At 65.3% G+C, this 23553-nt stretch carries 24 protein-coding genes; 11 read left to right on the top strand and 13 right to left on the bottom strand.

Features of this window, described 5'->3' with window-relative positions; genetic code table 11:
- Window positions 1-5 precede the first annotated feature (5 nt).
- Genes ACVMDN_RS40590 through ACVMDN_RS40580 form a run of 3 tightly spaced genes read right to left on the bottom strand, consistent with a single transcriptional unit; the run spans window position 6 to window position 2798 of the window.
- Window positions 6-764 (bottom strand): ABC transporter ATP-binding protein, encoded by a 759-nt coding sequence (locus tag ACVMDN_RS40590; RefSeq protein ID WP_076832618.1) that lies wholly within the window; start codon window positions 762-764, stop codon window positions 6-8.
- Window positions 761-1912, bottom strand: coding sequence for a branched-chain amino acid ABC transporter permease (locus ACVMDN_RS40585; protein WP_076832621.1), 1152 nt, complete (start codon window positions 1910-1912; stop codon window positions 761-763). The genes ACVMDN_RS40590 and ACVMDN_RS40585 overlap by 4 nt, the downstream gene beginning before the upstream one ends.
- Before the next feature lie 10 nt (window positions 1913-1922).
- A complete protein-coding gene (locus ACVMDN_RS40580) occupies window positions 1923-2798 on the bottom strand; it encodes a branched-chain amino acid ABC transporter permease (RefSeq protein ID WP_028336612.1) in 876 nt (291 codons plus the stop codon).
- Window positions 2799-3093: 295 nt separating this feature from the next.
- On the opposite strand from ACVMDN_RS40580, the gene ACVMDN_RS40575 reads away from it, so the two are divergent.
- Together ACVMDN_RS40575 and ACVMDN_RS40570 are read left to right on the top strand one after the other, a co-directional pair.
- Window positions 3094-3846, top strand: a complete 753-nt coding sequence (locus ACVMDN_RS40575) for an ABC transporter ATP-binding protein (RefSeq protein WP_076832624.1) — start codon at window positions 3094-3096, stop codon at window positions 3844-3846.
- The gene (locus tag ACVMDN_RS40570; RefSeq protein ID WP_076832626.1) at window positions 3843-5360 is read left to right on the top strand and encodes a permease; all 1518 of its coding nucleotides are present in this window, start codon (window positions 3843-3845) and stop codon (window positions 5358-5360) included. Before ACVMDN_RS40575 ends, ACVMDN_RS40570 begins: the two co-directional genes overlap by 4 nt.
- On the opposite strand, the gene ACVMDN_RS40565 is transcribed toward ACVMDN_RS40570, so the two are convergent.
- Window positions 5344-6294, bottom strand: a complete 951-nt coding sequence (locus ACVMDN_RS40565; protein WP_076832629.1) for an alpha/beta fold hydrolase — start codon at window positions 6292-6294, stop codon at window positions 5344-5346. The two genes, ACVMDN_RS40570 and ACVMDN_RS40565, sit on opposite strands and share 17 nt — an antisense overlap.
- 174 nt (window positions 6295-6468) lie before the next feature.
- Here ACVMDN_RS40565 and ACVMDN_RS40560 point away from each other — a divergent pair, with 174 nt between their 5' ends.
- Window positions 6469-7296, top strand: a complete 828-nt coding sequence (locus tag ACVMDN_RS40560) for an MBL fold metallo-hydrolase (RefSeq protein WP_076832882.1) — start codon at window positions 6469-6471, stop codon at window positions 7294-7296.
- Between the two features lie 12 nt (window positions 7297-7308).
- On the opposite strand, the gene ACVMDN_RS40555 is transcribed toward ACVMDN_RS40560, so the two are convergent.
- Window positions 7309-7932, bottom strand: coding sequence for a CGNR zinc finger domain-containing protein (locus tag ACVMDN_RS40555; RefSeq protein ID WP_076832632.1), 624 nt, complete (start codon window positions 7930-7932; stop codon window positions 7309-7311).
- A 90-nt stretch (window positions 7933-8022) separates the two neighbouring features.
- On the opposite strand from ACVMDN_RS40555, the gene ACVMDN_RS40550 reads away from it, so the two are divergent.
- The 3 genes from ACVMDN_RS40550 to ACVMDN_RS40540 all read left to right on the top strand — a co-directional run bounded on the left by ACVMDN_RS40550 (window position 8023) and on the right by ACVMDN_RS40540 (window position 11094).
- Window positions 8023-8967, top strand: coding sequence for an EamA family transporter (locus ACVMDN_RS40550; RefSeq protein ID WP_141340537.1), 945 nt, complete (start codon window positions 8023-8025; stop codon window positions 8965-8967).
- A gap of 133 nt (window positions 8968-9100) precedes the next feature.
- Window positions 9101-10150, top strand: a complete 1050-nt coding sequence (locus ACVMDN_RS40545; protein ID WP_076832638.1) for an amidohydrolase family protein — start codon at window positions 9101-9103, stop codon at window positions 10148-10150.
- 11 nt (window positions 10151-10161) lie between these two features.
- Window positions 10162-11094, top strand: coding sequence for a GNAT family N-acetyltransferase (locus ACVMDN_RS40540; RefSeq protein WP_076832641.1), 933 nt, complete (start codon window positions 10162-10164; stop codon window positions 11092-11094).
- A gap of 205 nt (window positions 11095-11299) precedes the next feature.
- Here ACVMDN_RS40540 and ACVMDN_RS40535 read toward each other — a convergent pair whose 3' ends face one another.
- The 3 genes from ACVMDN_RS40535 to ACVMDN_RS40525 form a co-directional block, all read right to left on the bottom strand.
- Window positions 11300-12556, bottom strand: coding sequence for an aminopeptidase (locus tag ACVMDN_RS40535; protein ID WP_076832644.1), 1257 nt, complete (start codon window positions 12554-12556; stop codon window positions 11300-11302).
- Between the two features lie 114 nt (window positions 12557-12670).
- Entirely contained in the window at window positions 12671-14032 is a 1362-nt protein-coding gene (locus ACVMDN_RS40530; RefSeq protein WP_076832646.1) for a class-II fumarase/aspartase family protein, read from the bottom strand.
- Between the two features lie 60 nt (window positions 14033-14092).
- Entirely contained in the window at window positions 14093-14482 is a 390-nt protein-coding gene (locus ACVMDN_RS40525; protein ID WP_083715163.1) for a carboxymuconolactone decarboxylase family protein, read from the bottom strand.
- A 136-nt stretch (window positions 14483-14618) separates the two neighbouring features.
- Here ACVMDN_RS40525 and ACVMDN_RS40520 point away from each other — a divergent pair, with 136 nt between their 5' ends.
- Genes ACVMDN_RS40520 through ACVMDN_RS40505 form a run of 4 tightly spaced genes read left to right on the top strand, consistent with a single transcriptional unit; the run spans window position 14619 to window position 18224 of the window.
- Window positions 14619-15578 carry a Bug family tripartite tricarboxylate transporter substrate binding protein gene (locus ACVMDN_RS40520; RefSeq protein WP_456835798.1) on the top strand — a complete coding sequence of 320 codons (960 nt, stop codon included), beginning with the start codon at window positions 14619-14621 and terminating at the stop codon, window positions 15576-15578.
- A gap of 43 nt (window positions 15579-15621) precedes the next feature.
- A complete protein-coding gene (locus ACVMDN_RS40515; protein ID WP_158074231.1) occupies window positions 15622-16485 on the top strand; it encodes an NAD(P)-dependent oxidoreductase in 864 nt (287 codons plus the stop codon).
- The gene (locus ACVMDN_RS40510; protein ID WP_076832654.1) at window positions 16482-17462 is read left to right on the top strand and encodes a Gfo/Idh/MocA family protein; all 981 of its coding nucleotides are present in this window, start codon (window positions 16482-16484) and stop codon (window positions 17460-17462) included. Before ACVMDN_RS40515 ends, ACVMDN_RS40510 begins: the two co-directional genes overlap by 4 nt.
- A 6-nt stretch (window positions 17463-17468) precedes the next feature.
- Window positions 17469-18224, top strand: coding sequence for a GntR family transcriptional regulator (locus ACVMDN_RS40505; RefSeq protein WP_028337580.1), 756 nt, complete (start codon window positions 17469-17471; stop codon window positions 18222-18224).
- Here ACVMDN_RS40505 and ACVMDN_RS40500 read toward each other — a convergent pair.
- The gene (locus tag ACVMDN_RS40500) at window positions 18221-18415 is read right to left on the bottom strand and encodes a hypothetical protein (RefSeq protein ID WP_141340538.1); all 195 of its coding nucleotides are present in this window, start codon (window positions 18413-18415) and stop codon (window positions 18221-18223) included. The genes ACVMDN_RS40505 and ACVMDN_RS40500 overlap by 4 nt on opposite strands.
- Before the next feature lie 321 nt (window positions 18416-18736).
- Between ACVMDN_RS40500 and ACVMDN_RS40495 the strand changes: the two genes are divergently transcribed.
- On the top strand, window positions 18737-18913 hold the full coding sequence (locus ACVMDN_RS40495; protein WP_162832420.1) for a hypothetical protein: 177 nt from the start codon (window positions 18737-18739) through the stop codon (window positions 18911-18913).
- A gap of 285 nt (window positions 18914-19198) precedes the next feature.
- On the opposite strand, the gene ACVMDN_RS40490 is transcribed toward ACVMDN_RS40495, so the two are convergent.
- From ACVMDN_RS40490 to ACVMDN_RS40475, 4 genes are all read right to left on the bottom strand, one after another.
- Entirely contained in the window at window positions 19199-20770 is a 1572-nt protein-coding gene (locus tag ACVMDN_RS40490; protein WP_076832657.1) for a serine hydrolase domain-containing protein, read from the bottom strand.
- 103 nt (window positions 20771-20873) lie between these two features.
- Window positions 20874-21791, bottom strand: a complete 918-nt coding sequence (locus ACVMDN_RS40485; RefSeq protein ID WP_076832660.1) for a DMT family transporter — start codon at window positions 21789-21791, stop codon at window positions 20874-20876.
- A 198-nt stretch (window positions 21792-21989) separates the two neighbouring features.
- Window positions 21990-22256: a hypothetical protein gene (locus ACVMDN_RS40480; RefSeq protein ID WP_141340539.1), complete on the bottom strand. Its 267-nt coding sequence runs from the start codon at window positions 22254-22256 to the stop codon at window positions 21990-21992.
- Between the two features lie 432 nt (window positions 22257-22688).
- Window positions 22689-23459 carry an SDR family NAD(P)-dependent oxidoreductase gene (locus ACVMDN_RS40475; protein ID WP_076832663.1) on the bottom strand — a complete coding sequence of 257 codons (771 nt, stop codon included), beginning with the start codon at window positions 23457-23459 and terminating at the stop codon, window positions 22689-22691.
- Window positions 23460-23553: the final 94 nt, after the last annotated feature.

Raw genomic sequence — 23553 nt, 5'->3', positions numbered from 1 at the left:
CATCCTCATGCGCCGAGATACGCTGCGACGACGTCGGGATGGTGCTGCACCTCGGACGGCGAGCCCATCGCCAGCACGCGGCCGTAGTTCAGCGCGATGACGCGGTCGGAGACGCGGTTGACCAGCGTCATGTCGTGCTCGACCATCAGCACGGTGATGCCGAGCTCGCTCTTCATGTCGCGGATCCAGAACGACATGTCGTCGGTCTCCTCGACATTGAGGCCGGAGGACGGTTCGTCGAGCAGGATCAGCTTCGGCTCCGAGCACAGCGCCCGCGCCAGCTCGATCACCTTGCGCACGCCGTAAGGCAGTCCCGAGATCAGCTTGTCGCGGTAGGGCTCGAGATCGAGGAACTCGATCACCTGCTCGACGCGGCGGCGATGCGCCTTCTCGCCGGCGCGAACGCTCGGCAGGAACAATAGCTCCCGCCACAGCCGCGTGGTGGAATGGCGATGGCGGCCAACCAGCAGATTGCTCAGCACGGTCGCGTTCTCGAACAGCTCGATGTTCTGGAAGGTGCGGGCGATGCCGAGTTTCGCGATGTCGTAGGCCGGCTCCTGGGTGATGTCCTGATCCTCGAAGAAGATCTTGCCGGAGGTCGGCGGATAGATCCGCGAGATCAGGTTGAAGATCGAGCTCTTGCCGGCGCCGTTGGGCCCGATGATCGAGAGGATCTCGCCCTTCTCGACCGCGAAGCTGACCGCATCGACCGCCTTGAGGCCACCGAAGTGCAGCGACAGGTTCTCGGCGCGGAAATAGCTCATCTGTTCCGCTCCGATTTCACGTAGATCTTCTGCCGCTTGAAGGTTGCGCGTTTGTAGAGCGGGAACAGCTGGAAGAAGAGCTTGATCTTGAGCCAGCGGCCGTAGAGTCCGAGCGGTTCAAACAGCACGAACAGCACGATGATGATGCCGTAGATCGCGCCTTTCAGTCCGTTGGCGGAGGCGAAGGCTGCGACCGCGTCCTGGATATGGCCCGCGCGCTCGGTGCCGGCGCCGAGGGTCGCAGCAATGCCGCCGATCACGCCCGGCATATCGTCCTTCAGATAGGTCAGGAACGGATCGATCATGACCAGGAAGATCGCGCCCAGTACCGCGCCGTGCAGGCTGAACGTGCCGCCGATCAGGATCACGATGATGAACTCGATCGAAAGCTGCAGCGTGAACATCTCGGGCGAGATGAAGGAGAGCTTGTGCGCGAACAGCACGCCGGCAAAGCCGGTGATCGCCGCCGAGATCGCGAACGACTTCACCTTGTAGAGTGCGACATTGATGCCCATGCTGCGCGCCGCGGTTTCGCTGTCGCGGATCGCGACGAAGGCGCGCCCGGTCGGCGAGCGCAGCAGATTGAGCGTGCCGACGATGGTCAGCACCAGCACCGCAAGGCAGAGGTAATAGAAGGTCGGGCCGTCGCGCGACACCGTCGTGCCGAGCAGCTGCATGGTCTTGACCCGCATGCCCTCATTGCCGTTGGTGACGCTTTCCCAGCGCGCCAGGATCTCCTCGACGATGAACGCAAAGGAGATCGTCGCGATCACCAGATAGATGCCCTGCAGCCGCAGCGCCGGAAACCCGACCAGCGCGCCGACCACGCCGGTCAACAACCCCGCGGCGAGGAAGTAGACCAGAAACGGCACATTGAACTGCTGCAGATAGGCCGCGGTGTAGGCGCCGATCGCAAGAAACGCGGCATGGCCGAGCGAGGCCTGTCCGGTGAAGCCGGTCAGGATCAAGAGCCCGACGCCGACGGTCGCGTAGATGCAGACGAAGACCAGCTGGCTCATCAGATAGCTTGAGAGCACGTAAGGCGCGATCAGCAGCACCGCCAGCAACAGGCCGTAGGAATAGATGTAGCCCGAATGCGGGAACAGCTTGATGTCGTCTTCGTAATCGGTCTTGAAGAGAAACCGCATCCGTTGCTCCTCAGACTTTCTTCCGGACGTGAAGGCCGAACAGGCCCTCGGGCTTGAGCAGCAGCACCGCGAGCAGCACGATGTAGGGCGCGACGTCCTTCCATCCCTGCGGCAGATAGAAGCCGGCCATGCTCTCGATCACGCCGATCAGGACGCCGCCGACCACGGCGCCCGGGATCGAGCCGAAGCCGCCGAGCACCGCAGCCGGAAACGCCTTCAGCCCCAGAACCAGGCCGACATTGGAATGAATGAAGGTGATCGGCGCCAGCAGCACGCCGGCGCAGGTCGCGACCGCGGCCGAGATCGCCCAGACGATCGAGACCACCCGCTTGACCGGAATGCCCATGTAATAGGCAGCCAGCATGTTCTCGGAGCTGGCGCGCATCGCGGTGCCGAGCGTGGTCCGGTTGAAGAACAGATAGAGCAGCGCGCACAGGATGATGGTCGCCGCGATCACCGACAGCTTGTCGTAGGCAAGCACCAGGCTGCCGATCCGAAGCACGCCCTGGCTGAACGGCGTCTCGATCTTGAAGTCGTCGGTGCCCCAGATCATGCCGGAGACCGAGCGCAGGAAATAGCCGAGCCCGATCGTCGCCATGATGATGGAGAATTGCGGGTAACCGAGGATCGGCCGCACCACGAGCCGCTCGGCCAGCATGCCGAACAGCGCCATGCAGATCACCGCGCCGGCGAACCCGACCCAGTAATTCAGCCCGAGCATGCCGATGAAGGTGAAGGCGAAAAAACCGCCCAGCATCATCAAATCGCCTTGCGCGAAATTGACGACCTCGGTTGCCTTGTAGACCAGCACGAAGCCGAGCGCGATCAGGCCGTAAACGCAGCCGAGCGCGATGCCGCTGACGAGCTGCTGAACAAAGTCCAGCATCGTTCCCTCCCCGATGCCCGGCGATTCTTATCCGATCGCTCGTTGCATCCCGCCTTCACGCCCTTGTGTCTGGAGCGCCGAAAGCCGCCTATGTCCGCCCCGATTGAGCCAAAAGGCCCGATCCCTGTCAACAAACCGCTGTTGTCGCTGTATCATCACATTTGCGGAGATTTGCCGCAGCACGGACTAATACGGATATCACCTTTGATTTGCCCCGTGCGATTCACTGCACCGAAACGGTTTTTGTCCAAGCTTTGCGCAACCGACGAGCGAAATTCCGGATCGCCACCCCGCCATGACACCTGAACTGTCCGCACTCGCCGTGCGAGGGTTAACCAAGCGTTTTGACCGCCCGGCGGTCGACGCGCTCGATCTCACGATCCGTGTCGGTGAGTTCTATGCGCTGCTCGGACCGAACGGCGCCGGCAAGACCACGACGCTGCGCATGGTGGCGGGGCTATTGCGGCCCGATGCCGGCTCGGTGTCGATCCTCGGCATCGACGCGCTGGCCGATCCGGTCGCCGCCAAGCAGATCATGGCCTGGGTGTCCGACGAGCCGATGATCTACGACAAGCTGACGCCGCTGGAATATCTCGAATTCGTCGCCGGCCTGTGGGGCATCGATCCGCGCACGTCGGAGAGCTCGGCGCGCGATCTCCTGATGTCGCTCGGGCTCGAGCCGCATCTCAACGAGCGCTGCGAAGGCTTCTCCAAGGGCATGCGCCAGAAGGTGGCGCTGGCCGGCGCGCTGGTGCACGATCCCCGCCTGATCATTCTCGACGAACCGCTGACCGGCCTCGACGCGCTGTCGGCGCGTCACGTCAAGGGACTGCTGCAGAAGCGCGTCCGCGCCGGCTGCACCGTGATCATGACGACCCACATTCTCGAAGTCGCCGAGCGGATGGCCGACCGGATCGGCGTGATCGCGGCCGGCAGGCTGATCGCCGAGGGCACGCTGGCCGAGCTGCGCGCGCAGAACGGCCGCAACGACACCACCCTCGAGGACATGTTCATCGCGCTGGTCGATACCGAAGCGGCGGCCGCGTGAGCTCGGTCGCCCACCTCACCTGGTTCGCGCGGCACGAATTCCGCCTGGCGTGGCGCGAATGGCTGGCGATGATGACCGGCGGCCGTCGCCGGCGCAATCGCGCCGTGATCGGCCTTCTGATCTTCGCGGCGATCCTGCATCTGCCGGCTTATGCCGTGGTCAACCGCTATGCCGACCTGCGGTTTCCGCTCGACCCGTCGTCGCTGATCGTGCTGACCGCGACGATCTTCCTGGCCTGGGCGCTGATGCTCTCGCAGGCGATCGAGTCGGTGACGCGCGTGTTCTACGCCCGCGCCGATCTCGATCTGATCATGTCGTCGCCGGCAAAACTCACCAACATCTTCTCGATCCGGATCGCCGCGATCGCGCTGACGGTGAGCAGCATGGCGCTGTTGCTGTCGACGCCGTTCATCGACGTGCTGATCTATCTCGGCGGCCCGCGCTGGCTCGCCGGCTTCGGCGTCGTCCTTGCGATCGGGCTGTCGGCGGCAGCCGCCGCGATCGCCGTCACCGCGTTCCTGTTCCGCCTGATCGGGCCGAGCCGGACGCGGCTGGTAGCGCAGGTCGTCTCCGCCGTGATCGGCGCCGGCTTCGTCATCGCGCTGCAGGTCGTGGCCGTGCTGTCCTACGGCACGCTGTCGCGCTTTGCCTTTCTGACCTCGGAAACCGCGGCGCGAATTGCCCCCGCCCCCGACAGCCTGCTGTGGTGGCCGGCGCGGGCATCGCTCGGCGACCTCGAAATCATGCTGCTGCTGCTCGCCGCGGCGCTGGTGATGCTCGGCGGCGTGATGGCGCTATTCGCACCGCGGTTTGCCGATACGGTCGCCAGCGTCGCGGCCAATCCGGCTGCGGTGACGCGGGGACGCGCCCGCGCCTTCCGGGCCGGCTCGCGGCAGCAGGCGCTGCGGCGCAAGGAATTCTTGCTGCTGCGCCGCGATCCGTGGCTGCTGTCGCAGACCCTGATGCAGATGCTCTATCTGCTGCCGCCGGCGCTGATGCTGTGGCGCAGCTTCTCCGGTACGTCGACCGCGATCGTGCTGATTACGCCCGTCATCGTGATGGCCGCAGGCCAGCTCGCCGGCGGGCTCGCCTGGCTGACCATCTCCGGCGAGGACGCGCCCGATCTGGTGGCGACCGCGCCGCTGCCGCCGTCACGCGTGACCCGCGCCAAGGTCGAGGTGGTCCTGATCGCGATCGCCGCAATCTTCGCCCCGCTGGTGGCCGCGCTGGCGTTTGCCTCGCCAGGGCAGGCCGCGGTCACGGCGATCGCAATCCTCATCGCGACCGCATCCGCCGCCGCGGTCCAGCTCTGGTTCCGCGCACAGGCCAAGCGCAGCCAATTCCGCCGGCGCCAAACCTCCTCCCGCATCGCCACCTTCGCGGAAGCCTTTTCCTCGATCGGCTGGGCCGCAACCGCGGCGTTGGCCCTGACAATCCCGACGGCCGCGCTGGTCAGCGGCATTCTGACGCTGCTGACGCTTGCCATCGCCTGGAAGATCAGCCCGCGGCGCTAGCCTTCATCACCTCGATCACCGCCGAGGCAAACGCCTCGGGCGCTTCCTGCGGCAGATTGTGGCCGGCATGCGGAATCAGGCGATGGGCAAGGCGGCCGGTGTACTTTGCCGCGGTGCGACTGCCGTCGGTCGCGAACGTCACGCCGTCGTCGGCGCCGTCGAGCGAGATGGCGGGGACCCTGATGACAGGCAATGTGTCGAGCCGCCGCTGCAAATCCGCATATTGCGGATCCCCGTCGACAACGCCGTAACGGTGCCGATAACTGTGGATCACGACGTCGACATAATCAGGATTGTCGAACGCAACCGCGGTCCGCTCGAAGCAGGCGTCGTCGAACGCCCAGCTCGGCGACCATTGCGACCACAGGATTTTGGCGATGCCGCGCCGGTTGGCGGCGAGCCCCGCCCGCCCCCGCTCGAGCTGGAAGTAGTACTGATACCAAAGCGGCACCTCGCGATCAGGCGGCGCCGGCACCATCGCATGCGCGATGTCCTGGATCATGTAGCCGTTGGTGCAGACGAGTCCGATGCATCGTTCCGGCCACAGCGCCGCACCGATCGATGCGGCGCGGCCGCCCCAGTCATAGCCGGCGAACACCGCGCGCGCGATGCCGAGCGCGTCCATCAGCGCGATCAAGTCGGCGCCGACCGCCGCCTGCTCGCCCGAGCGCGGCGTCGCCTTGTCGCGGAACGCCGTCGGTCCGTAGCCGCGCAGATAGGGCACGATGACCCGACAGCCTTGCGCCGCCAGCATGGGCGCGACGTCCACATAGGAATGGATGTCGTAGGGGAAGCCATGCATCAGCAGCACGGCCGGCCCAATGGAGGGGCCCGCTTCGTAATAGGCGATGTTGAGCACACCGGCGTCGACATGGCGCAATGGCTCGAGCCGTTTGGTCGAAGGCGCGCGCTGCGAAGAGACGGTATCAGTCACGCAGAACTCCCTGATCTCGATCGTTTGCGCGGCATCCTAGCGTGTCCCGACGCAATAATCGCCCGGCTCGTGTTGCAGCCCGCGCCATGGAGCGATGCACGGGCCTCATCATGACGGCGCGCCAATTGCGCGCTACTCTTCCGTCCGCGGATGCCGCCGCAGACGGAACAGGTCATGCTGAGATTGCTCGCCGCGCTCGTCTTGCTGGGATCATTGACCGGTCACGCCTTCGCGCAGGACGCCCGGCGCAGCGAATGCCTGGCGATGGCAAATGCGCCGCCGCGCGCCGTTCCCGTGAGCTACCGCCGCGTCGCGGACAAGAACGCGACCAAGTCCGACGAAGTCGCGATCACCTATGCCGGCCATTCGACCTACTATATCGACACGCCCGGCGGCATCCGGATCGCGACCGACTACAACGGCGTCTATCGGACCGGGCGGCTGCCCGACGTCGCGACCATGAACCGGGCCCACGCGACCCATTACACGCTGTTTCCCGACCCCAAGATTCCCCACGTGCTGCATGGCTGGGGCGAGAACGGCCAGGCCGCGCATTACGCGATGCGCATCGGCGACGTCTATATCCGCAACGTCACCACCGACATTCGCCGCTACTGGGGCGAAGACCCCGGCGGCGAGATGATCAAGGACGGCAATTCGATCTTCATCTTCGAGGTCGCCGGCCTCTGCATCGGCCATCTCGGCCACCTCCACGTCAAACTCGACGACAGCCATTTCGCCGCGATCGGCCGGCTCGACATCGTGATGGTGCCGATCGACGGCACCTATACGATGTCGCTCGACGGCATCTCCGAGATCACCAGGCGATTGCGCGCCGCCGTCGTGCTGCCGATGCACCGCTTCGCCACCCCGCTCGACGAGTTCATGCGCCTGATCGGCCAGCAGTTCGAGATCGATCGCCGCGGCGGCGAGCGCACTTTGCGGATTTCGCGCGACACCCTGCCGGCGACGCCGACGGTGATCATCCTCGATGGGGTGTGAGGCTCAACGCACTCATTCCTCCGCCGCCTGGCTGCGCCGGTAGTGCCGCCGCGATTTGGCAAGATTGCCGCAATCGCCCATCGAGCACCACCGCCGGTTCTGAGTACGGCTCTCGTCAACGAACAACCAACCGCAACCCCGCTCATCCTGGCACTGCTTCACCCTCAGCGCACGGGGCCCGGTCAGAAGGCTCACCGCCGACCATGCGATCGGCTTGAGCAGCGTCTCGGGCGCAACTTTCCCGGCTGTCGGCAGCCACCGCAGGGTGTCGCCGACAGGTGCGAGCGCAACACCGCCCAACGCGGCTTCAAGGTATCGGTTGATATCGGCCAGCGCCGTCGGATCGATCCGGCCGCCTCCGATGCGGGCGATAAAGATCCTGTAGAGCGCCTCGCGCAGACCATGCGCCGCATTCAGAAAGGCATCGGCCTCGTGCGGTGAGGCTTTCCATCGCGCCCTGAGCTGCGCGGCGATCCGGCTATCCGCCAGTTCGGCATCGACCAGCCATTTCAGAATGGAATCCGAGGTCGCGATCCGATCCTCAACCAGGTCGCGGAGACGCCATGCGACCGTATTGACGAACTTGATGCTGAGCTCTTCCCGGGACGACGCCTCAGGCGAAGGAACGCGCGGCATGGTCCAGCAACTCCTCCGGAACGCATAACCCCTTAATGGGTTGGATTTGATAACCCATTAAGGGGTTAGAATCTAGCTCGGGAGCCCCGTATGCCCAAGCGCCTTTTGATTGTCGGCGCGTTCGCCGCCATCTATCTGCTTTGGGGTTCCACCTACTTCGCGATCGCGCTCGGCTTGAAGTCGATCCCGCCGTTCCTGCTGATGGGCCTTCGCTCGCTTGGCGGCGGCCTGATCCTGATCGCGCTGAACGGGGCTGACGTCACGCGCGTTTCGCGGTGGAACTGGCTGACCGCAGCACTCTGCGGCGTGCTGTTCTTCGTCGGCTGCCATGGTGTTCTCGCTTATGCCCAGCAATCGGTTCCGTCCGGCATCGCCGCGATCATGCTGGCTACGATCCCGTTCTGGGTGTTGCTCATCGATTTCCTGTATCCGCAAACCCGGCGTCCCGCGACCATGACGCTGGCCGCATTGCTGCCCGGCCTTGCTGGTGTGGCAATCGTGGGCTGGCAATCGGCCGAACAGGGCCATTTCAGTATCCTTCCCATTCTGCTGCTGCTCGCTGCGGCGTTCTCCTGGGCGGTGGGCACGGTGCTGTCGCGTCGGACTTCGGATCATGGTTCGCCAACATTGTCGTCAGGCATGCAACTGTCGATCGGCGGCGCGGTCCTGTTTGCAATCAGTCTTGCGTCGGGTGAACTGGAAGGCTTCTCGCCGCGCGACGTTTCGGCGCCCTCGCTCGCGGCCGTGATCTATCTCGCCATCGCCGGCAGCGTCATCGGCTTCACGGCATTTCGCTGGCTGCTCGACAATGTGTCGACGTTCATGGTCTCGACCTACATCTTCGTCAACCCGATCATCGCCGTGCTGCTCGGCACGCTGATTCTGGGCGAGCCGTTTTCCGTCACGATGTTGTTTGGAGCGCTTCTTGTCATCGCCTCGGTCATCATCACCTGGCGCACCGAGCAGGCATCGCCGGCGTCGGCGAGGCAAGCTCAGTCGATGACATGGTCGCGACCGGCAATACGGTCGGGGTGACCGGCACGCGCAGACGTACGCATGCCTCCTCAGGCAGAGGCCCGGTTTGACGCGCTCCTGCGCGGCTCGTTATCCTCCCCAAAGCCGACATCGTATCGGCGGCCGACAAGAGCAAGAACAGGGAGCATCATCCATGGCCAGCACTCTGCCCGCCTCCGCCAGCGGGCTCTATGCCAATCCGCGCGAAGACTGGCTCGCCCAATACACCGAGGAGATCATCGATCCGGCCCGTCCGATCGTCGATCCGCATCACCATCTCTGGGACCGCGGGGGCTTGCGCTATCTGATCGAGGAGATGCGCGACGACATCGCGTCCGGCCACAACATCGTGGCCACCGTCTATGTCGATTGCCGGTCGATGTACCGCGCCGACGGTCCGGAGGCGTTCCGTCCGGTCGGCGAGGTCGAGTTCGCCAACGGCGTCGCGGCGATGGCGGCGAGCGGCGGCTACGGCAAGGCGGCGATCTGCGCCGGCATCGTCAGCCACGTTAACCTTCTGATCGGCGATCAGGCCAAGGCGGTGCTGGAGGCGGAGATTGCCGCCGGCAACGGCCGGTTCCGCGGCATCCGCCACTCCTCGGCCTGGGATGAAGACCCCAACGTCGCGCATATGTACGCGAACCGTCCGAAGGGCATTCTGCTGGACTCCACCTTTCGTAGGGGGTTCGCCTGCCTGGCACCGCTCGGCCTCAGCTTCGATGCCTGGTTGTTCCACCCGCAGATCGGCGAGCTGACCGACCTCGCCCGCACCTTCCCCGACACTCGGATCGTGCTCGATCATTGCGGCGGGCCGGTCGGCACCGGCCGTTTCGCCGGCAAGCGCACGGAGACCTTTCCGGTCTGGCAGGCGTCGATCCAGGAGATCGCCAAATGCCCGAACGTCGTGGTCAAGCTCGGCGGGCTGGCGATGTGCCTGCTCGGCTACGACTTCCACCTCCGCCCCAGGCCGCCCTCGTCGGAGGAACTTGCTGCCGCCTGGCGGCCTTATGTCGAGACCTGCATCGAGGCGTTCGGTCCGGACCGTTGCATGTTCGAGAGCAACTTCCCACCTGATAAGGGGCAATGCAGCTACCAGGTCATCTTCAACACCTTTAAACGGCTTGCATCACAATATAGCGAAGCCGAAAAGACGGCGTTGTTCTTGAAGACGGCAAAGGATGTCTATCGGCTCGATATCGGGTAAGCTCTCGACTCATGGATGACGGCATCACCATCCGGCCGCTTCGAGAGGCTGATGCGGAAGCGGTGGTCGAACTTTACGCAAAGGCAGCCGCGGTGGAACCGCGGCTAGGCCCTGTCACGCTGCCGCAATGGGACCAGTTCCTGAAGCTGCCGCAGAACCGCGGCGGGCGCGACTTTCGCGTAGCCGAGCGCGATGGCGTGCTCGTCGGCCTCGCCGAGTCGTCGTTGCGCGACCAGGGCGCGCATCACACCCGATTCCTCAAGATCGTCGTGGCGCCCGAGATGCGCCGCCGCCGGATTGGCCTCGCGCTGTTCGACGAGGTGCTTGCGATCGACGCCGACGCCGATCTCACCGTTCAGACGCTGGTGAGCAGCGACTGGCCGGCCGGAATGGCCTTCGTGGCCGCCTTCGGCTTTGTTCATGTCGAGTCCGAGATCGGGATGAAGTGCGTCGAGCCGTTGCAGCCGGCGCGCACGCTCGCGGCCGCGCGCGCCACCATCGAGCAGGTCAGCGACGTCACCGCCTGCGCGGGCGAGGTCGCGCGCATCCATAACGCCGCCTATGCGTCGGACGCCGCCTTCCGCCTGTACTCGCGGGAAGAGATGGCGCAGGTCCTGACCGAGAGCGAAGTCTGGATCGCGTCGGAGGATGGACAGATGTCGGGCTTCTGCCTGACTGAACTGGAGCGGAACTCGATGTGGATCGAGTCGGTCGCCGTCGACCCGGTGCGGCAGGGACGCGGGCTCGGCCAGCTGCTGGTTTATCGCGTGCTGGCCGCACACGACGTATCGGTCGAGCACCCGTGCTGGCTCAACGTCTCGAGCCGCAACGCTCCCGCGCTGAAGATCTATCGCCGGCTCGGCTTCCGGCCGCAGCACGAGACCTGCCGCTTCAGCGCGCCACGCGGCGACCTGCTCGCCGCGCGGGGGCGGAGGTTTCAGTAGAGCGCGATGAGATTGGGTCGGTAGCGACGGCGACGGGATTGCGCTCCCTCGCCCCGTTCTTACGGGGAGAGGGTTGGGGTGAGGGGCCTCTCCACATATTCGGTGACAGCTGCATTCGCGGAGGCGCCCCCTCACCCGGATCGCATCTGAAGATGCGATCCGACCTCTCCCCGCACGCGGGGCGAGGTGAAGAGCGTCGGCCCCCTTACGCCCACTCGCCCTTGCGGAACACCGGCACGCTGCGACCGTCGGCATGGATGCCGTCGATATCGGTGTGGGCGGAGCCGATCATCCAGTCGATATGGATCAGGCTCTTGTTGCCGCCCAGCTCGGCGATCTGCTGCGGCGTCAGCTTGTCGCCATTAACGAAGCATTTCGAGTAGCACTGGCCGAGCGCGATGTGCGAGGCGGCGTTCTCGTCGAACAGCGTGTTGAAGAACAGCAGCCCGCTCTTCGAGATCGGTGAGGAATGCGGCACCAGCGCGACCTCGCCGAGGCGGCGCGCGCCCTCGTCGGTGTCGAGCACCTTCTTCAGCACTTCCTCGCCGCGCGAGGCCTTGGCCTCGACGATGCGGCCTTCCTCGAACTTGACCGAGATATTGTCGATCAGCGTGCCCTGATAGGACAGCGGCTTGGAGCTGACGACGTGGCCGCTGACGCGGCGGCAGTGCGGGGTGGTGAAGACTTCCTCGGTCGGGATGTTGGCATTGCAGACGATGCCGTTCTTGGCAGTCGACGCACCGCCCTCCCATTCATGACCGTCGGCGAGGCCGATCGTGAGGTCCATGCCGGGTCCGGAATATTTCAGCGCGTGGAAGCGCTGGCCGTTCAGCCATTCGGTGCGCTCGCGGAGCTTCGCATTGTGCTGTGCCCAGGCGGCGACGGCGCCATCCTGATCGACGCGGGAGGCGGAGAAGATCGCATCGGCAAGCTTGGCCACCGCGACGTCCTCGGCATCGTCGGGGAACACCTGCTTGGCCCAGGACGTGCTCGGATAGGCGATGATGTTCCAGTTGGTGTCGAAATTGACGATCTTCTCCAGTGCCGGCTGGTAGGCGATCGAATTGGCCTTGCTGGCGCGCGCCACCTTGACCGGGTCTTCGCCCGACAGCAGCATCGGATTGTCGCCGACGATCGCAAGCCGCGCGGTGTTGGCGCCGAACGCCTTCGCCATGCCCTCATAGAGCCAGCTTGCGGCGCGATCGAAACTCGCATCGTTGGCGTAGCGGTAGCGCGCCAGCGTGAGCTCCTCGTCCGAGAAGAATGGCGTCACGAGACCCGCACCGGCCTTGTAGGCATGCTCCACCACCCGCCGCACCAGCGGCATCGCTCCGGCGGGCGCCGTGAGCAGGAGATCCTGCCCCGGCTGCAGCTGCAGGCCGACCTTGATCGCGACTTCGGCGAGCCGGTCGAGCTTCACGGGATCGATCGATGCGGAAAGGTTGCGTTGATGTGCGGTCATGAAGCGCCGTGTCGTTTGAGGAACCCTCGGGATTCGTAGTCCAATTCGATCCGCATCCGCAAGGTTCCTGCCCGCCGCGCCCGATCACGCGACGGCGAGCAATTGCCTCGAATTTTACCGCTTCACCGAGGCCAGCACCCGGTCGACCATCTGCGGCGCCAGGCCGAGATAGTTTTTCGGCGCGGTGAGGCGGTCGATCGTCGCCCGATCGATCCGGCTGGCAACGCGATCATCCGCCGCCAGCGCCTCGGCCAGCGTCAGGCCCTCGTCGTTGGCGCGGCGGCAGGCGTCATAAACCACGTCATGCGCCTCCTGCCGGCCGATCGCGGGCGCGAGGCCCATCATCACGGCTTCGGCCACGATCAGCCCGCGGCTGATGTCGAGATTGTCGGCCATCCGCTGCTCGTCGACGATCAGACCGCCAAGCGCGAACCTCGCCTGGTGCAGCGCGCCCGCGGTCAGCACGAAGCTCTCCGGGATCGCCATCCATTCGGCGTGCCACGGACCGGTGGCGCGCTCGAAATCCTGCACCATCGCATCCAGCATCAGGCCGGCATGCTGGCGCACCGCCTTGGCGGCGGCGAGCATCAGCTCCGACGAGATCGGGTTGCGCTTCTGCGGCATGGTCGAGGACGCGCCGCGCCCCTTCACGAACGGCTCGTAGACCTCGGCGAACTCGGTCGACGCCATGATCATGATGTCGAGCGCGATCTTGCCGAGCGTTCCCGTGACCAGCGCGAGGAAATTCACCGCTTCGGCCAGACCGTCGCGCGCGACATGCCAGGTCGCGACGGGCACGCCGAGCCCGAGTTCCTCGCACAGCGCCCGCTGAACCTCGAATCCCTTGTCGCCGAGCGAGGCCAGCGTGCCGGCGGCGCCGGCGAACTGGCCGACCAGCACGCGCGGCTTCAGCTCCACAAGCCGCGCGGCGTGGCGATCGAACGCGGCTAGCCAGATCGCGGTCTTGTAGCCGAACGTCACCGGCAGCGCCTGCTGCAGATGGGTGCGGCCGGCCATCGGCGTGTCGCGGTATTTTTTCGAGAGATCGGCGAGGATGCCGCGCAGCGCACCGATGTCGTCCTCGATGATCTTCAATCCATCGCGCAGTTGCAGCACGACGGCGGTGTCCATGACGTCCTGCGTGGTCGCGCCCCAATGAACGTAGCGGCCGGCCTCGCCGCACTGCTTGGCCATCTGATGCACCAGCGGCAGGATCGGGTAGCCGACGACGTCGGTCTCCTGCCGCAGCAGATCGAAATCGAGCGCGGCAACATCGGTACGTTTTGCGATCTCCGCGGCGGCTTCAGCGGGAATCACGCCGCAGCGCGCTTCGGCCTTGGCCAGCGCTACTTCGACCTCGGCATAGCGCTCGATCAGCCGCAGGTCGGAAAACACCTCGCGCATCTCGCGCGTGCCGAAGGCATCGCGAAACAATACGGAATCAAGCACGGTGGTCGAGGTCGGGAAGGCGGACATGGGCAGATCCTGTTGCCGGTCGCGGTCGGCAACGTCCCTATCACGGCAGAGGCCGGTGCCCTACCCCTCCGGCGGCGCCTCGCCGAACACCTCGGCTGCGATCTTGCTGGTCTCGATCGCGGCCGGAATGCCGCAATACATCGCCACCAGCAGCAGCACGTCCTGCACCTGCGCGGCGGTGCAGCCATTGGCCAGCGCGCCCTTGGCATGGACGCGGAACTCGGCGGGCTTGCTGCTCGCCGCGGTGATGCCGAGCATCACGAGGCTGCGGATCTGGTCGGACAGCCCGCTACGCTCCCAGACGTCGCCGTAGACATAGGCATTGATGATGTTCTGCAGCGGCGTGCCGAAGTCACCCGCAGCCGCCATCCGCTTGGCGACATCGACCTCGCCGAACATCTTCTGGCGCCGGCGCAGTCCGCGCGCATGGAGATCGCTGATGTCCACCATCGTCGTCGGGCTCCCTGAATGGGCTATTTATACGGATAAATATGACACACCTCAACATTCCAGCGGGCATAACGCTTGCCTTTCTGATGTATTTGTCCGTATAAATCTGCAAAAGCAGACACGGGAGGAGACCGAGATGAAGTTACGGCTGGGGCTGCTCGCAGTCCTGCTTGCGACGCTTTCCATCCTGCCGGCTTTCGCCGCGGACGATTTCCCGCAACGGCCGCTCAAGATCATCGTGCCGTTCCCGGCCGGCGCCGGCCCCGACAACGTTGCGCGGCTGGTCGGCCAGCATCTGCAGGACGCGTTGGGCCAGACCGTGCTGATCGAGAACCGCGCCGGCGCGCTCGGCAGCATCGGCGCCCAGGAGGTCGCCCGCAGCGCGCCCGACGGCTACACGCTGTTGATGGGCACCAACACCACCCATGCCAGCAACTTCGCGACGCTGAAGAGCCTGCCCTACGACCCGGTGAAGGATTTCGCACCTGTCATCCGCACCACCACCACGGCGATGGTGCTGCTGGTCAATCCCAAGCTCGCGGCCAGGGACCTGCCGCAGTTCCTCAGCTACGCCAAGGCCAATCCCAACCTGACCGCGGGCTACGGTTCCGGCGCATCGCAGATCTCGATCGCCCAGCTGCAATCGCGCGGCGGCCTGTCGCTGGTCGCGGCGTCGTATCGCGGCGTCCCGCAGGCGATGACCGACGTGATGGCGGGGGTGATCGATCTCACCTTCGGCGACTTCTCGGTCGCGATCCCGCAGATGCAGGGCGGCACCTTGCGCGGCATCGCCGTGACGTCGGCGACCCGCAACGAGCTGACGCCCGGCCTGCCCGCGCTCGCCGAAGCGATGCCGGGCTTCGAGGCCACGATCTGGTACGGCCTGTTCGCGCCCGCGGGCACGCCGGAACCCGTGGTCAGCAAGCTCTACGCCGAGTGTGCGAAGTACCTCGCGATGCCGGAGACGCGGAAGAAGCTCGCCGATGTCGGCGTGATGGTGGCGCCGCTCGCGCCGGCCGAGTTCGGCGCCTTCGTCAGGAGCGAGGTCGTGCGCTGGTCGGCGGAGGTCAAGGCGGCCGGCATCCAGCCGCAATAAAGCGAGGCGGCGTCGCATCATGGCTTGCGAGACACCCGTTGGCATGATTGGCCTGGGGCTGATGGGATCGGCGCTTTCCGCGCGGCTGATCGACGCCGGCATCGGGGTGATCGGCTTCGACATCGACGCGGCGAAGACAGATGGCCTGAGAGCCAGCGGCGCCGAGTTCGCAGCGTTCGCCGCCGACGTCGCGGCGCGCTGCCGGACCATCGTCATCGCGGTGTATGACGCGGCCCAGGTCAGGACGCTGCTGCCGGACCTCGCCAACGCGACGCCGCCGCCGCGCGTCATCTGCACCACCACCTGCGCGCCGGGTGAGATCGTGGCAATCGCCGAATTCGCCTCCCGCTCGCGCCTCGCCTTCATCGAAGCGCCGATCTCGGGCACCAGTGCCGAGGTCCGGGCGGGCGCGGCCACCGCGCTGGTCGCCGGCGATGCCGACATCATCGACGCCGCCGCGACGACGCTCGATATTCTCTGCCCGCAGCGGGTCAATGTCGGCGCGATCGGCAATGCCAGCCGCACCAAGCTCGCCATCAATCTGATCCTGCAGAACAACCGCGCCGCGCTGGCCGAGGGCATCGCCTTTGCCGAAAGCCTCGGCCTCGACGGCGCGGCGTTCCTCGCGACCGCGCGGCAATCGGCGGCATATTCCAAGGCGATGGACAGCAAGGGGCCGAAGATGCTGGCGCGGGATTTCTCGCCGCAATCGCATATCGCGCAGACCTTGAAGGATGCCGAACTGATCCTGCAGGAGGCCGGTCGGCACGGCCTGCCCTTACCGCTAACCTCGGTGCAGGCCGAACTGCTGCGCGCGGCGATCGCACTTCAAGGCCCTGACAACGACAGCGCCGCGGTCATCGAGGCGATCCGGGCCGGCCGCGGCCACGGTGAGGGACAATCATGATCAACTGTGCGATCGCAGGCCTCGGTCGATGGGGCCGCGCACTGGTCCGGGCCGCGCGCAACGAGCCGCGGCTCAGGATCGTCCGAGCGGTGGAACCCGACGCCAACGGCGCCGCCGGCTTTTGCGAGGCGCACGGCCTCTCCATCGCGGCGAGCCTGGACGATGTCCTCGCCGACCCTCGCATCGATGCCGTGCTGCTGGCGACGCCGCATTCGCTGCACAAGGGCCAGGTGATCGCGGCAGCCGGCGCCGGTAAGCAGGTGTTTTGCGAGAAGCCGCTGGCGCTTCGGCGCGCCGATGCCGCAGAGATGTTCGCGGCGTGCCGCAGCGCCGGCGTGGTGCTCGCGGTCGGGCATAACCGCCGGTTCTGGCCGTCGATGCAGGCGCTGCGCGCGATCACAGCCAGTGGCGAGCTCGGCACCATCCTGCATGTCGAGGGTCACAATAGCAACGAGAACTCGCGGAGCATCACGCAAGGCTGGCGGCTGTCGCCCGAGGAATCGCCGGGCGGCGGCCTGACCGGCGCGGGGCTGCATGTGCTCCACGGCTTCGTCAACCTGCTTGGTCCCGCGCGCCAGGTCTATGCCCGGTTGAGTGCGCGCGAGGCCGGACCGCCGCCGCTCGACACTGCAACCTTGGCGATTGAATTTGTGAATGGCGTGAGCGCAACCCTTGCGACAATTCGCGCAACACCGTTCTATTGGCGCGTGCATGTGTTCGGAACGAAGGGATCCGCCGAGGTGCTCGACGAACAGACGATGGTACTGCGGAAATCCGGCGAGGCGCCTGCGACGACGCGCTATCCGGCAATCGACACCCTCACCGCGGAACTATCGGCCTTTGCCGACGCCGTCGAAGGCAAGCAGCCGTTCCCGGTGCTCGAGGCAGACGTGCTGGCGACGCTCGCCGCGTTCGAGGCTGCGCTGCAGTCGATGCAATCGGGACATCCGGTCGTCTGCCATACGGCATACCAGTGATCCGCCATGTCTGAACAACCGGACCGAGCGCGATCGTCCCGTTACCGCGACATCGCCACCGGACTGCAGAAGGACATCCGGCTCGGCACCTATGCGGTCGGCAATCTGCTGCCGACCGAGACCGAGCTGATGGCGAGCTATCAGGCCAGCCGGCAGACCGTGCGCGAGGCGCTGCGCATCCTGATCGACCAGGGCCTGATCGTGCGCCGCGCCGGCCTCGGCTCGGTGGTGATCGCATCCGAGCCGCCGGTGCTGTTCACCCACAGCGTCAAGTCGCTCGGCGAGTGGCTGCGTTATTCCAACGAAACCTACCGCGAGGTCGTTGCGAGCAGCGACATCGTCGCCGACCGCAAGCTGGCCGGGCTCTTGAAATGCGAGCCCGGCAAGAGCTGGTTCCTGATCGAGGCGGTGCGCCGCTCCGACCAGTTCGCAGCCCCGCTCGGCTGGGCCGAGATCTACGTGCTGCGCAGGTTCGCCGATGTCGTGACCCGGCCCGACCACGGCCGCACCCCGGTGCATGAGCAGATTGCCAGGATGTACGGCCAGGTCACCGAGCGCGCGCAGATGGAAATCTTCGTGCGGGGCATGCCGGCGCCGATCGCCAGGGCGCTCGGCGTCAAGACCGGCTCGCCGGCGCTCACCGTGGTACGTCGCTACTACGGCCAGCGCGAGGAACTGTTCGAGGTCACCATCACCACGCACCCCGAGGGGCGCTACACCTACACGATGGATATGCAGCGCTCGCTGCGGCCGAAGCTCTAGCGCACCCGGGCCAGATGGGTGCTGGCGGAGGTGTGTGCCGTCTGCGGGGTGCCGCTCACGCCCCAGATCGCGACCGCAATCAGCGCGGCCGCCCAGACATAAGGCACAGCATTCAACTTCTTCATTTCCGGGATCATCCCCAACGTCTCAGCAGGACCGACCAACCTCTCGACCCAGGTCGTGAATCTCACCACCGCAGTCCTCAGCGTCTCACCAGGCAGCCGTCCTTCACAACGCTACTAAGGTTAGACCTTGTCGGTTTCAGGACGCCTTCGTGCGAATCCGGAAATGATTTCGTCGGAACCGGGCTCTCTTATCCGAATTGATGAGACGGCGGGCCGAAGGGGTCCGGCTCCATTCGAGACAACACTTAAGAGAATTTTCTGCCCAAATTTGAATCAGACGCACAGCAAACCTTCCAAAGATGCACCCACTGAATTCTTTTTGATTGTCGCCCCGACTCCCGCCGTGCCATCAGGGCCTGTGACACTGTGATGACAAGGGTTTCTCCCGTGACTGCCGAACCGGCCAAACCGCAAGGCGACTCCCGTCGCCGCTCCAAGGAAACCCAGGACGAGGTGGCGCGGTCGCTGGAACGGGAATTGAAGCTGCTGACGGAAGAGCGCCAGGAGCGCGCGCTCCGGTTCGGCCTCGACATTGCGGGCAAGACGCCGAAGGTGGACCAATAAGGTCGCCGCCGCGCTGAGAGCCTCGGGCGCATAGTTTCCTTAGCATTGTCGATTCGCGCGGCCGTCTGCCATGGCGGTGTGCGTGTTGGCGTGCGCCGGTCGTGATTTCCTGCGATCATGCCGCCAAGGTCGCTGCGCGGGCACGACGCCTTCTGCACTATTGCAACGACCAGTCCCAGCTACAACGTCCGCCGCGGCGTATGGGTCCCGGCCTTCGCCGGGACGACGCGAAGGAAGCCGAGCTTCACGTGCCCGAAATGGACAGGGACGCGGCCCGCGCTCGAGCTATTGCGCGCCCGGCGCTTCAGCGTCGGCCTTAACGTCGCGGCCGAAGCGATCCTTGCCGCTGAGCCGGGCCTTGCCGCCATCGAATGACAGCAGCCATCGGCGGTCGGTATCGCCGCCGACCAGACGCAGGTCGATCGCGAATGTCTCGTTGTCCTGCCACGTCCCCTTCAGCGCCATCACGCCGAGCGCCGTTGGCTGACCGAGACGGTAGGCACCGTCGAGCCCGATCGGTCCTGCCAGGGTCGTCACCGGCCTCGCCGGATCCGGCGTCGACGTTTCGAGTTCGTAGTGCGCGGGCTGATCCGTCAGATGCAGCGTTAGTGCCCGCAAATTGAAGCCATTGGCCGGGAAGCGCCAGGTCTTGCCGGAGATGGCGGCGGCCGTCTCGGGCACGGCACCAACCGTCGACGGCTTTTCGGTTGCGATATCGCGCAACGCGCCCGCGAGCTGATTGCCGCCGACGGAGTTCACCGGCAGCGCCGTGTCGGATTTGACCGCGCCCGAAATCTCGTCGGCCATTCTGCCGAACGAGCAATAGTCGCGCGCGGTCACGACCGTGACGATGTCGAGCGCGGGAAACAGCATGAGGAGCTGGCAGCGGTCGCCGACCGCCATGACAACCTGCCGCTGCGACATGACCCAGAAGAAATTGGCGTAGCGCAACGATGAGTCGAACGAGGCGTGCATCTCCGTCGTCGCATGCCTGATGCGGTCGACCCAGCCGGTCGGCAGCAAGCGCTGCCCGTCCCATTCACCGTCATGCAGATAGAGCAGACCGATCCTGGCCGCGTCGCGCGGCGCGAGCTGAAGCCCGCCGCCGCCCTGCGTCAGTCCGGGACCGATGCTGTGCCAGTACGGCGCGGCTATCCCGAGCGGGCGAAACAGTTTGGTCACCGCGTAGTCCCGCGCGCTCATGCCGGTGAGCTTGTTGATGATCGCAGCCAACAGCTGCGCATTGCCGGTGTTATAATCAAACGCCTCGCCCGGCGCCTTCGCCATCGGGCGGTCGAGGATGAACTGGATCGCATCAGGGCTGCGCCCCCACTCGATCAGCGAGTCCGGTCGGCCACCCTCAACGCCTTCGGTCCAGGCCATTCCCGAGGTCATGTCCAGCATGGTCTGGACCGTGATCGCCCGCTTGCGGTCGTCGAGATTGGCGATGCTGCGATCGCCGAAGAAATCCACCATACGATGGTCGAGGCTGTCGAGCACGCCATCCCTGAGCAGCATCGCGACCAGCGTGCCGGTCACCGCCTTGGTGACGGAATTGAACAGATGCGGGATCTCCGGCGTGTAGGGCGCATAATAGGCGTCGAGCACGATCCGGCCGTGCCGCGCGATCAGAAGGTTATCGAGACTGTGGTCCGCGCCAAAATTGACGAGCCGCGCCAGCGCGGCGGAATCCATCCCCTGCTCTTCCGGCGTCGAGGTCTGCCACTGCCAGGTCTGCCACTGCGAGGTCTGCGGCATCGGCTCGGCGGCGCCTTGCGCCCGGGCTGCGCCCGACAAAGCCGAAGCTGCAAGCACGAGCCCTGCAAGCATCGGCAGCGCCAAACGTTGAACTTGCATCGGCGTCTCATTGCGACACGGCGGAGAGCCGCACCATCCGCGATCCCTCGCTTGCTTGTCAATCGCCGCCGCGACCGCGCGCCAATCAGGACGGGCAAGACGTCTAGCGCTGCCGCTGCGCGAGATAGAATCCGGCCAACACGGCGGCCAATCCGGCCGCCTGCAGCGTGGTTGGTGGCTCGCCGATCAGGAGCCATCCCAACAGCAGGGTCAGCACCGGCACTGTCGCAGGAAATACGGCTGCGCGGGCAACGCCCAGGCGCTGGATCGACACCGCGAACAAATACATCGCCGCGGGCCCGGCCAGGATGCCCTGGGCGATGGCCTGCAGCGTGTTTTCATGCAGGCCGATGGCCGCATCGCGAGCGAGCCCACCCGAGACGGCATAGAGTGGAAACAGCGAGAGCGACAGCACGCTGATGACGCTGGCCACGGAGAACGCCGAGACACGCCAATAGCGCACCAGCGTGGCGAAGCCCGCGAACATCAAGCCGGTCGCAACGAAGATCAAATCGCCGATCACGGCGCTCGGCCCCATATGGCCGATCGACTCGCTGCCGATCACGGCAAGGCCGACGACGATGACGACAGCGCCGGCTGCCCGCGAGAGCGAGACCGCTTCCTTCAGCAAGACGACCGCGAGAAACAATCCACCCAGCGTCGCGCAGGACGGCTGGATCACGCTGCCATGCCCCAGCGGCACGAACATGAAGCCGGCATAGCTGATCAGCGACATCACCGGCCCGCCCAGCAGCATCAGCGCCATGCCGCGGCCCCAGCCGATGCCGCAGAGATCGCGGAGGCCGGCGCGCACAACGAGCGGCAGGAAGACGATGCCCGACCACAGGAAGCGATGCATCAGCAGGTCGACCGGTGTGAAACCGACCTTCAGGCCGTGTCGGGTCGCCACGAAGCCGAGCGCCCAGCACAGCGCCGCACCGAGGCCGCATGCGACCCCGAGCAGGATGGCTTTCGTATCCGGAAGAGCTGCAGCCTTGGCGATGGCCGAACGTTCGTTCATCGCGAACGACTACGTTAGTGCCGGAAGCGGATCAACCCATCGATACGCACGGCTGGTTGGCGCAAGCCTGCCAGGGTCCGCTTGGATCAAGCTCTGACGTCATTCCGCGCTGCCGCGATGTCCGCTTGCTGCAAAGGGCGAGCTCGAGGGCCGGTTCACCCTAAGGGAAGCTGGCCTTTCACAGACAAGACGTGGGACTTACTTCCGCGGTTCAACCACGGTTTTTGTCGATCCGTCCGGCGCTCCCTGCATTCCCGGCGGGCTTTGACCTTGCGGGCTTTCCGGCGGCGCACCACCTGATTTTGTTTCAAGTGGCCCGGTCCAACCTTGTGGCTGCAATTGACCTTTTTCTTCCGGTGCCGAGCGCCCCGTTGCCGTGTTCACGTCCTTGTTGGGATCGGCCTGGGCTAGCGCGAATCCACACGACAACGCCCAGCCAATCGTCGTCATCAGAATGATCCTCATTCCGACCTCCCTTGGCTAATCGTACCAAACAGGCTGCACCGGCTTCGGTTCCGTTTGCCGAAGGAGGCGACCAAAACCGGCGTCAAACGATACCCGCTATGGGTCCAGCAGCGGACGTTCGGATGTGGAGCATCAGTCTTAAGCCGCGGGCGAGCCGCTGCGTTGAGGAAACAGCCGAGGTGCCCCCTCAGGAAGTAACTCGCAAGCCTGGAGCACGCCGTAGACGAGCGCTGCTAAAATGATGAAACCGACAATGCGATTGAGTTTGAACACCAAATCTCGAAGCTCTTCGTTGCCAAGCGCCATATTGCCCGAGATGCATCACTCGCAGCAAGAGCACCGAGGCCACGAAGATCAACGCCGCCATCATGCCGCGATGATCGAATGCTTGTACAACCGGGCCACCAACGTAAACAAAGGCCCTTCGGAAGATCAGGCGGCGCTGTAGCCGCCGTCGACCACGTGCGATGCGCCGGTCATGAACGACGCCTTGTCCGAGCACATCCAGACCACGGCTTCGGCGATTTCCTCGGGCACGCCCAGGCGACGGACCGGCACCTTGGCGATGATCTCGTCGTAGCGTTCATCCATCGTCTCCTTTGTCATCGGCGTCTTGATGTATCCGGGATTGACGCAATTCACGCGGATGCCGTCCTGGGCATATTCGATCGCGGCGGACTTGGTCAGCCCGACGACACCGTGCTTGGTCGCGACATAGTGGCCGGACGTCGCGAGGCCGACCAGGCCTGCGATCGAGGCCGTATTGACGATGGCGCCGCCACCGCCCTGTTTGAGCATTTGCGCGACCTCGTATTTCAGGCACAGGAACACGCCCATCAGGTTCACCGAAAACATCTTGGCCACCGAGGCTTGCGTGAGTTCATGAATGCGCTGGCCGGGCGGGCCGACGGAGCGCCCGGCAACGCCGGCATTGTTGAACGCACAATCGATGCGCCCGAACGCCGAAACCGTGCGGGCCACCATGTTCGCGACGTCGGCCTCGTCGGTGACGTCGCCCTGGATCGCGATCGACTGGCCGCCGGCGGCATTGATCAGCGCGACCGTCTCCTCGATGCCGTCCTTCGAGAGGTCCGACACCGCCACGCGCGCGCCTTCACGCGCCATGGCAATTGCCGTCGCCCGGCCGATGCCGGAGCCGCCGCCCGTCACCAATGCGGCCTTGCCGTCCAGAATGCCTGCCATGAGAAACTCCTCGAGCGCGATGAGAGTACGATGAAATTGGGCTGAATCATTAATGCGCATGAGCTCTTTGTTTGAGCATGTTCTTGTCGGAAAA

The sequence above is a fragment of the Bradyrhizobium sp. USDA 4510 genome, from assembly GCF_054059095.1.
The sequence above is the reverse complement of the archived record's forward strand: the minus strand, read 5'-3'. Positions and strand labels throughout refer to the sequence as shown.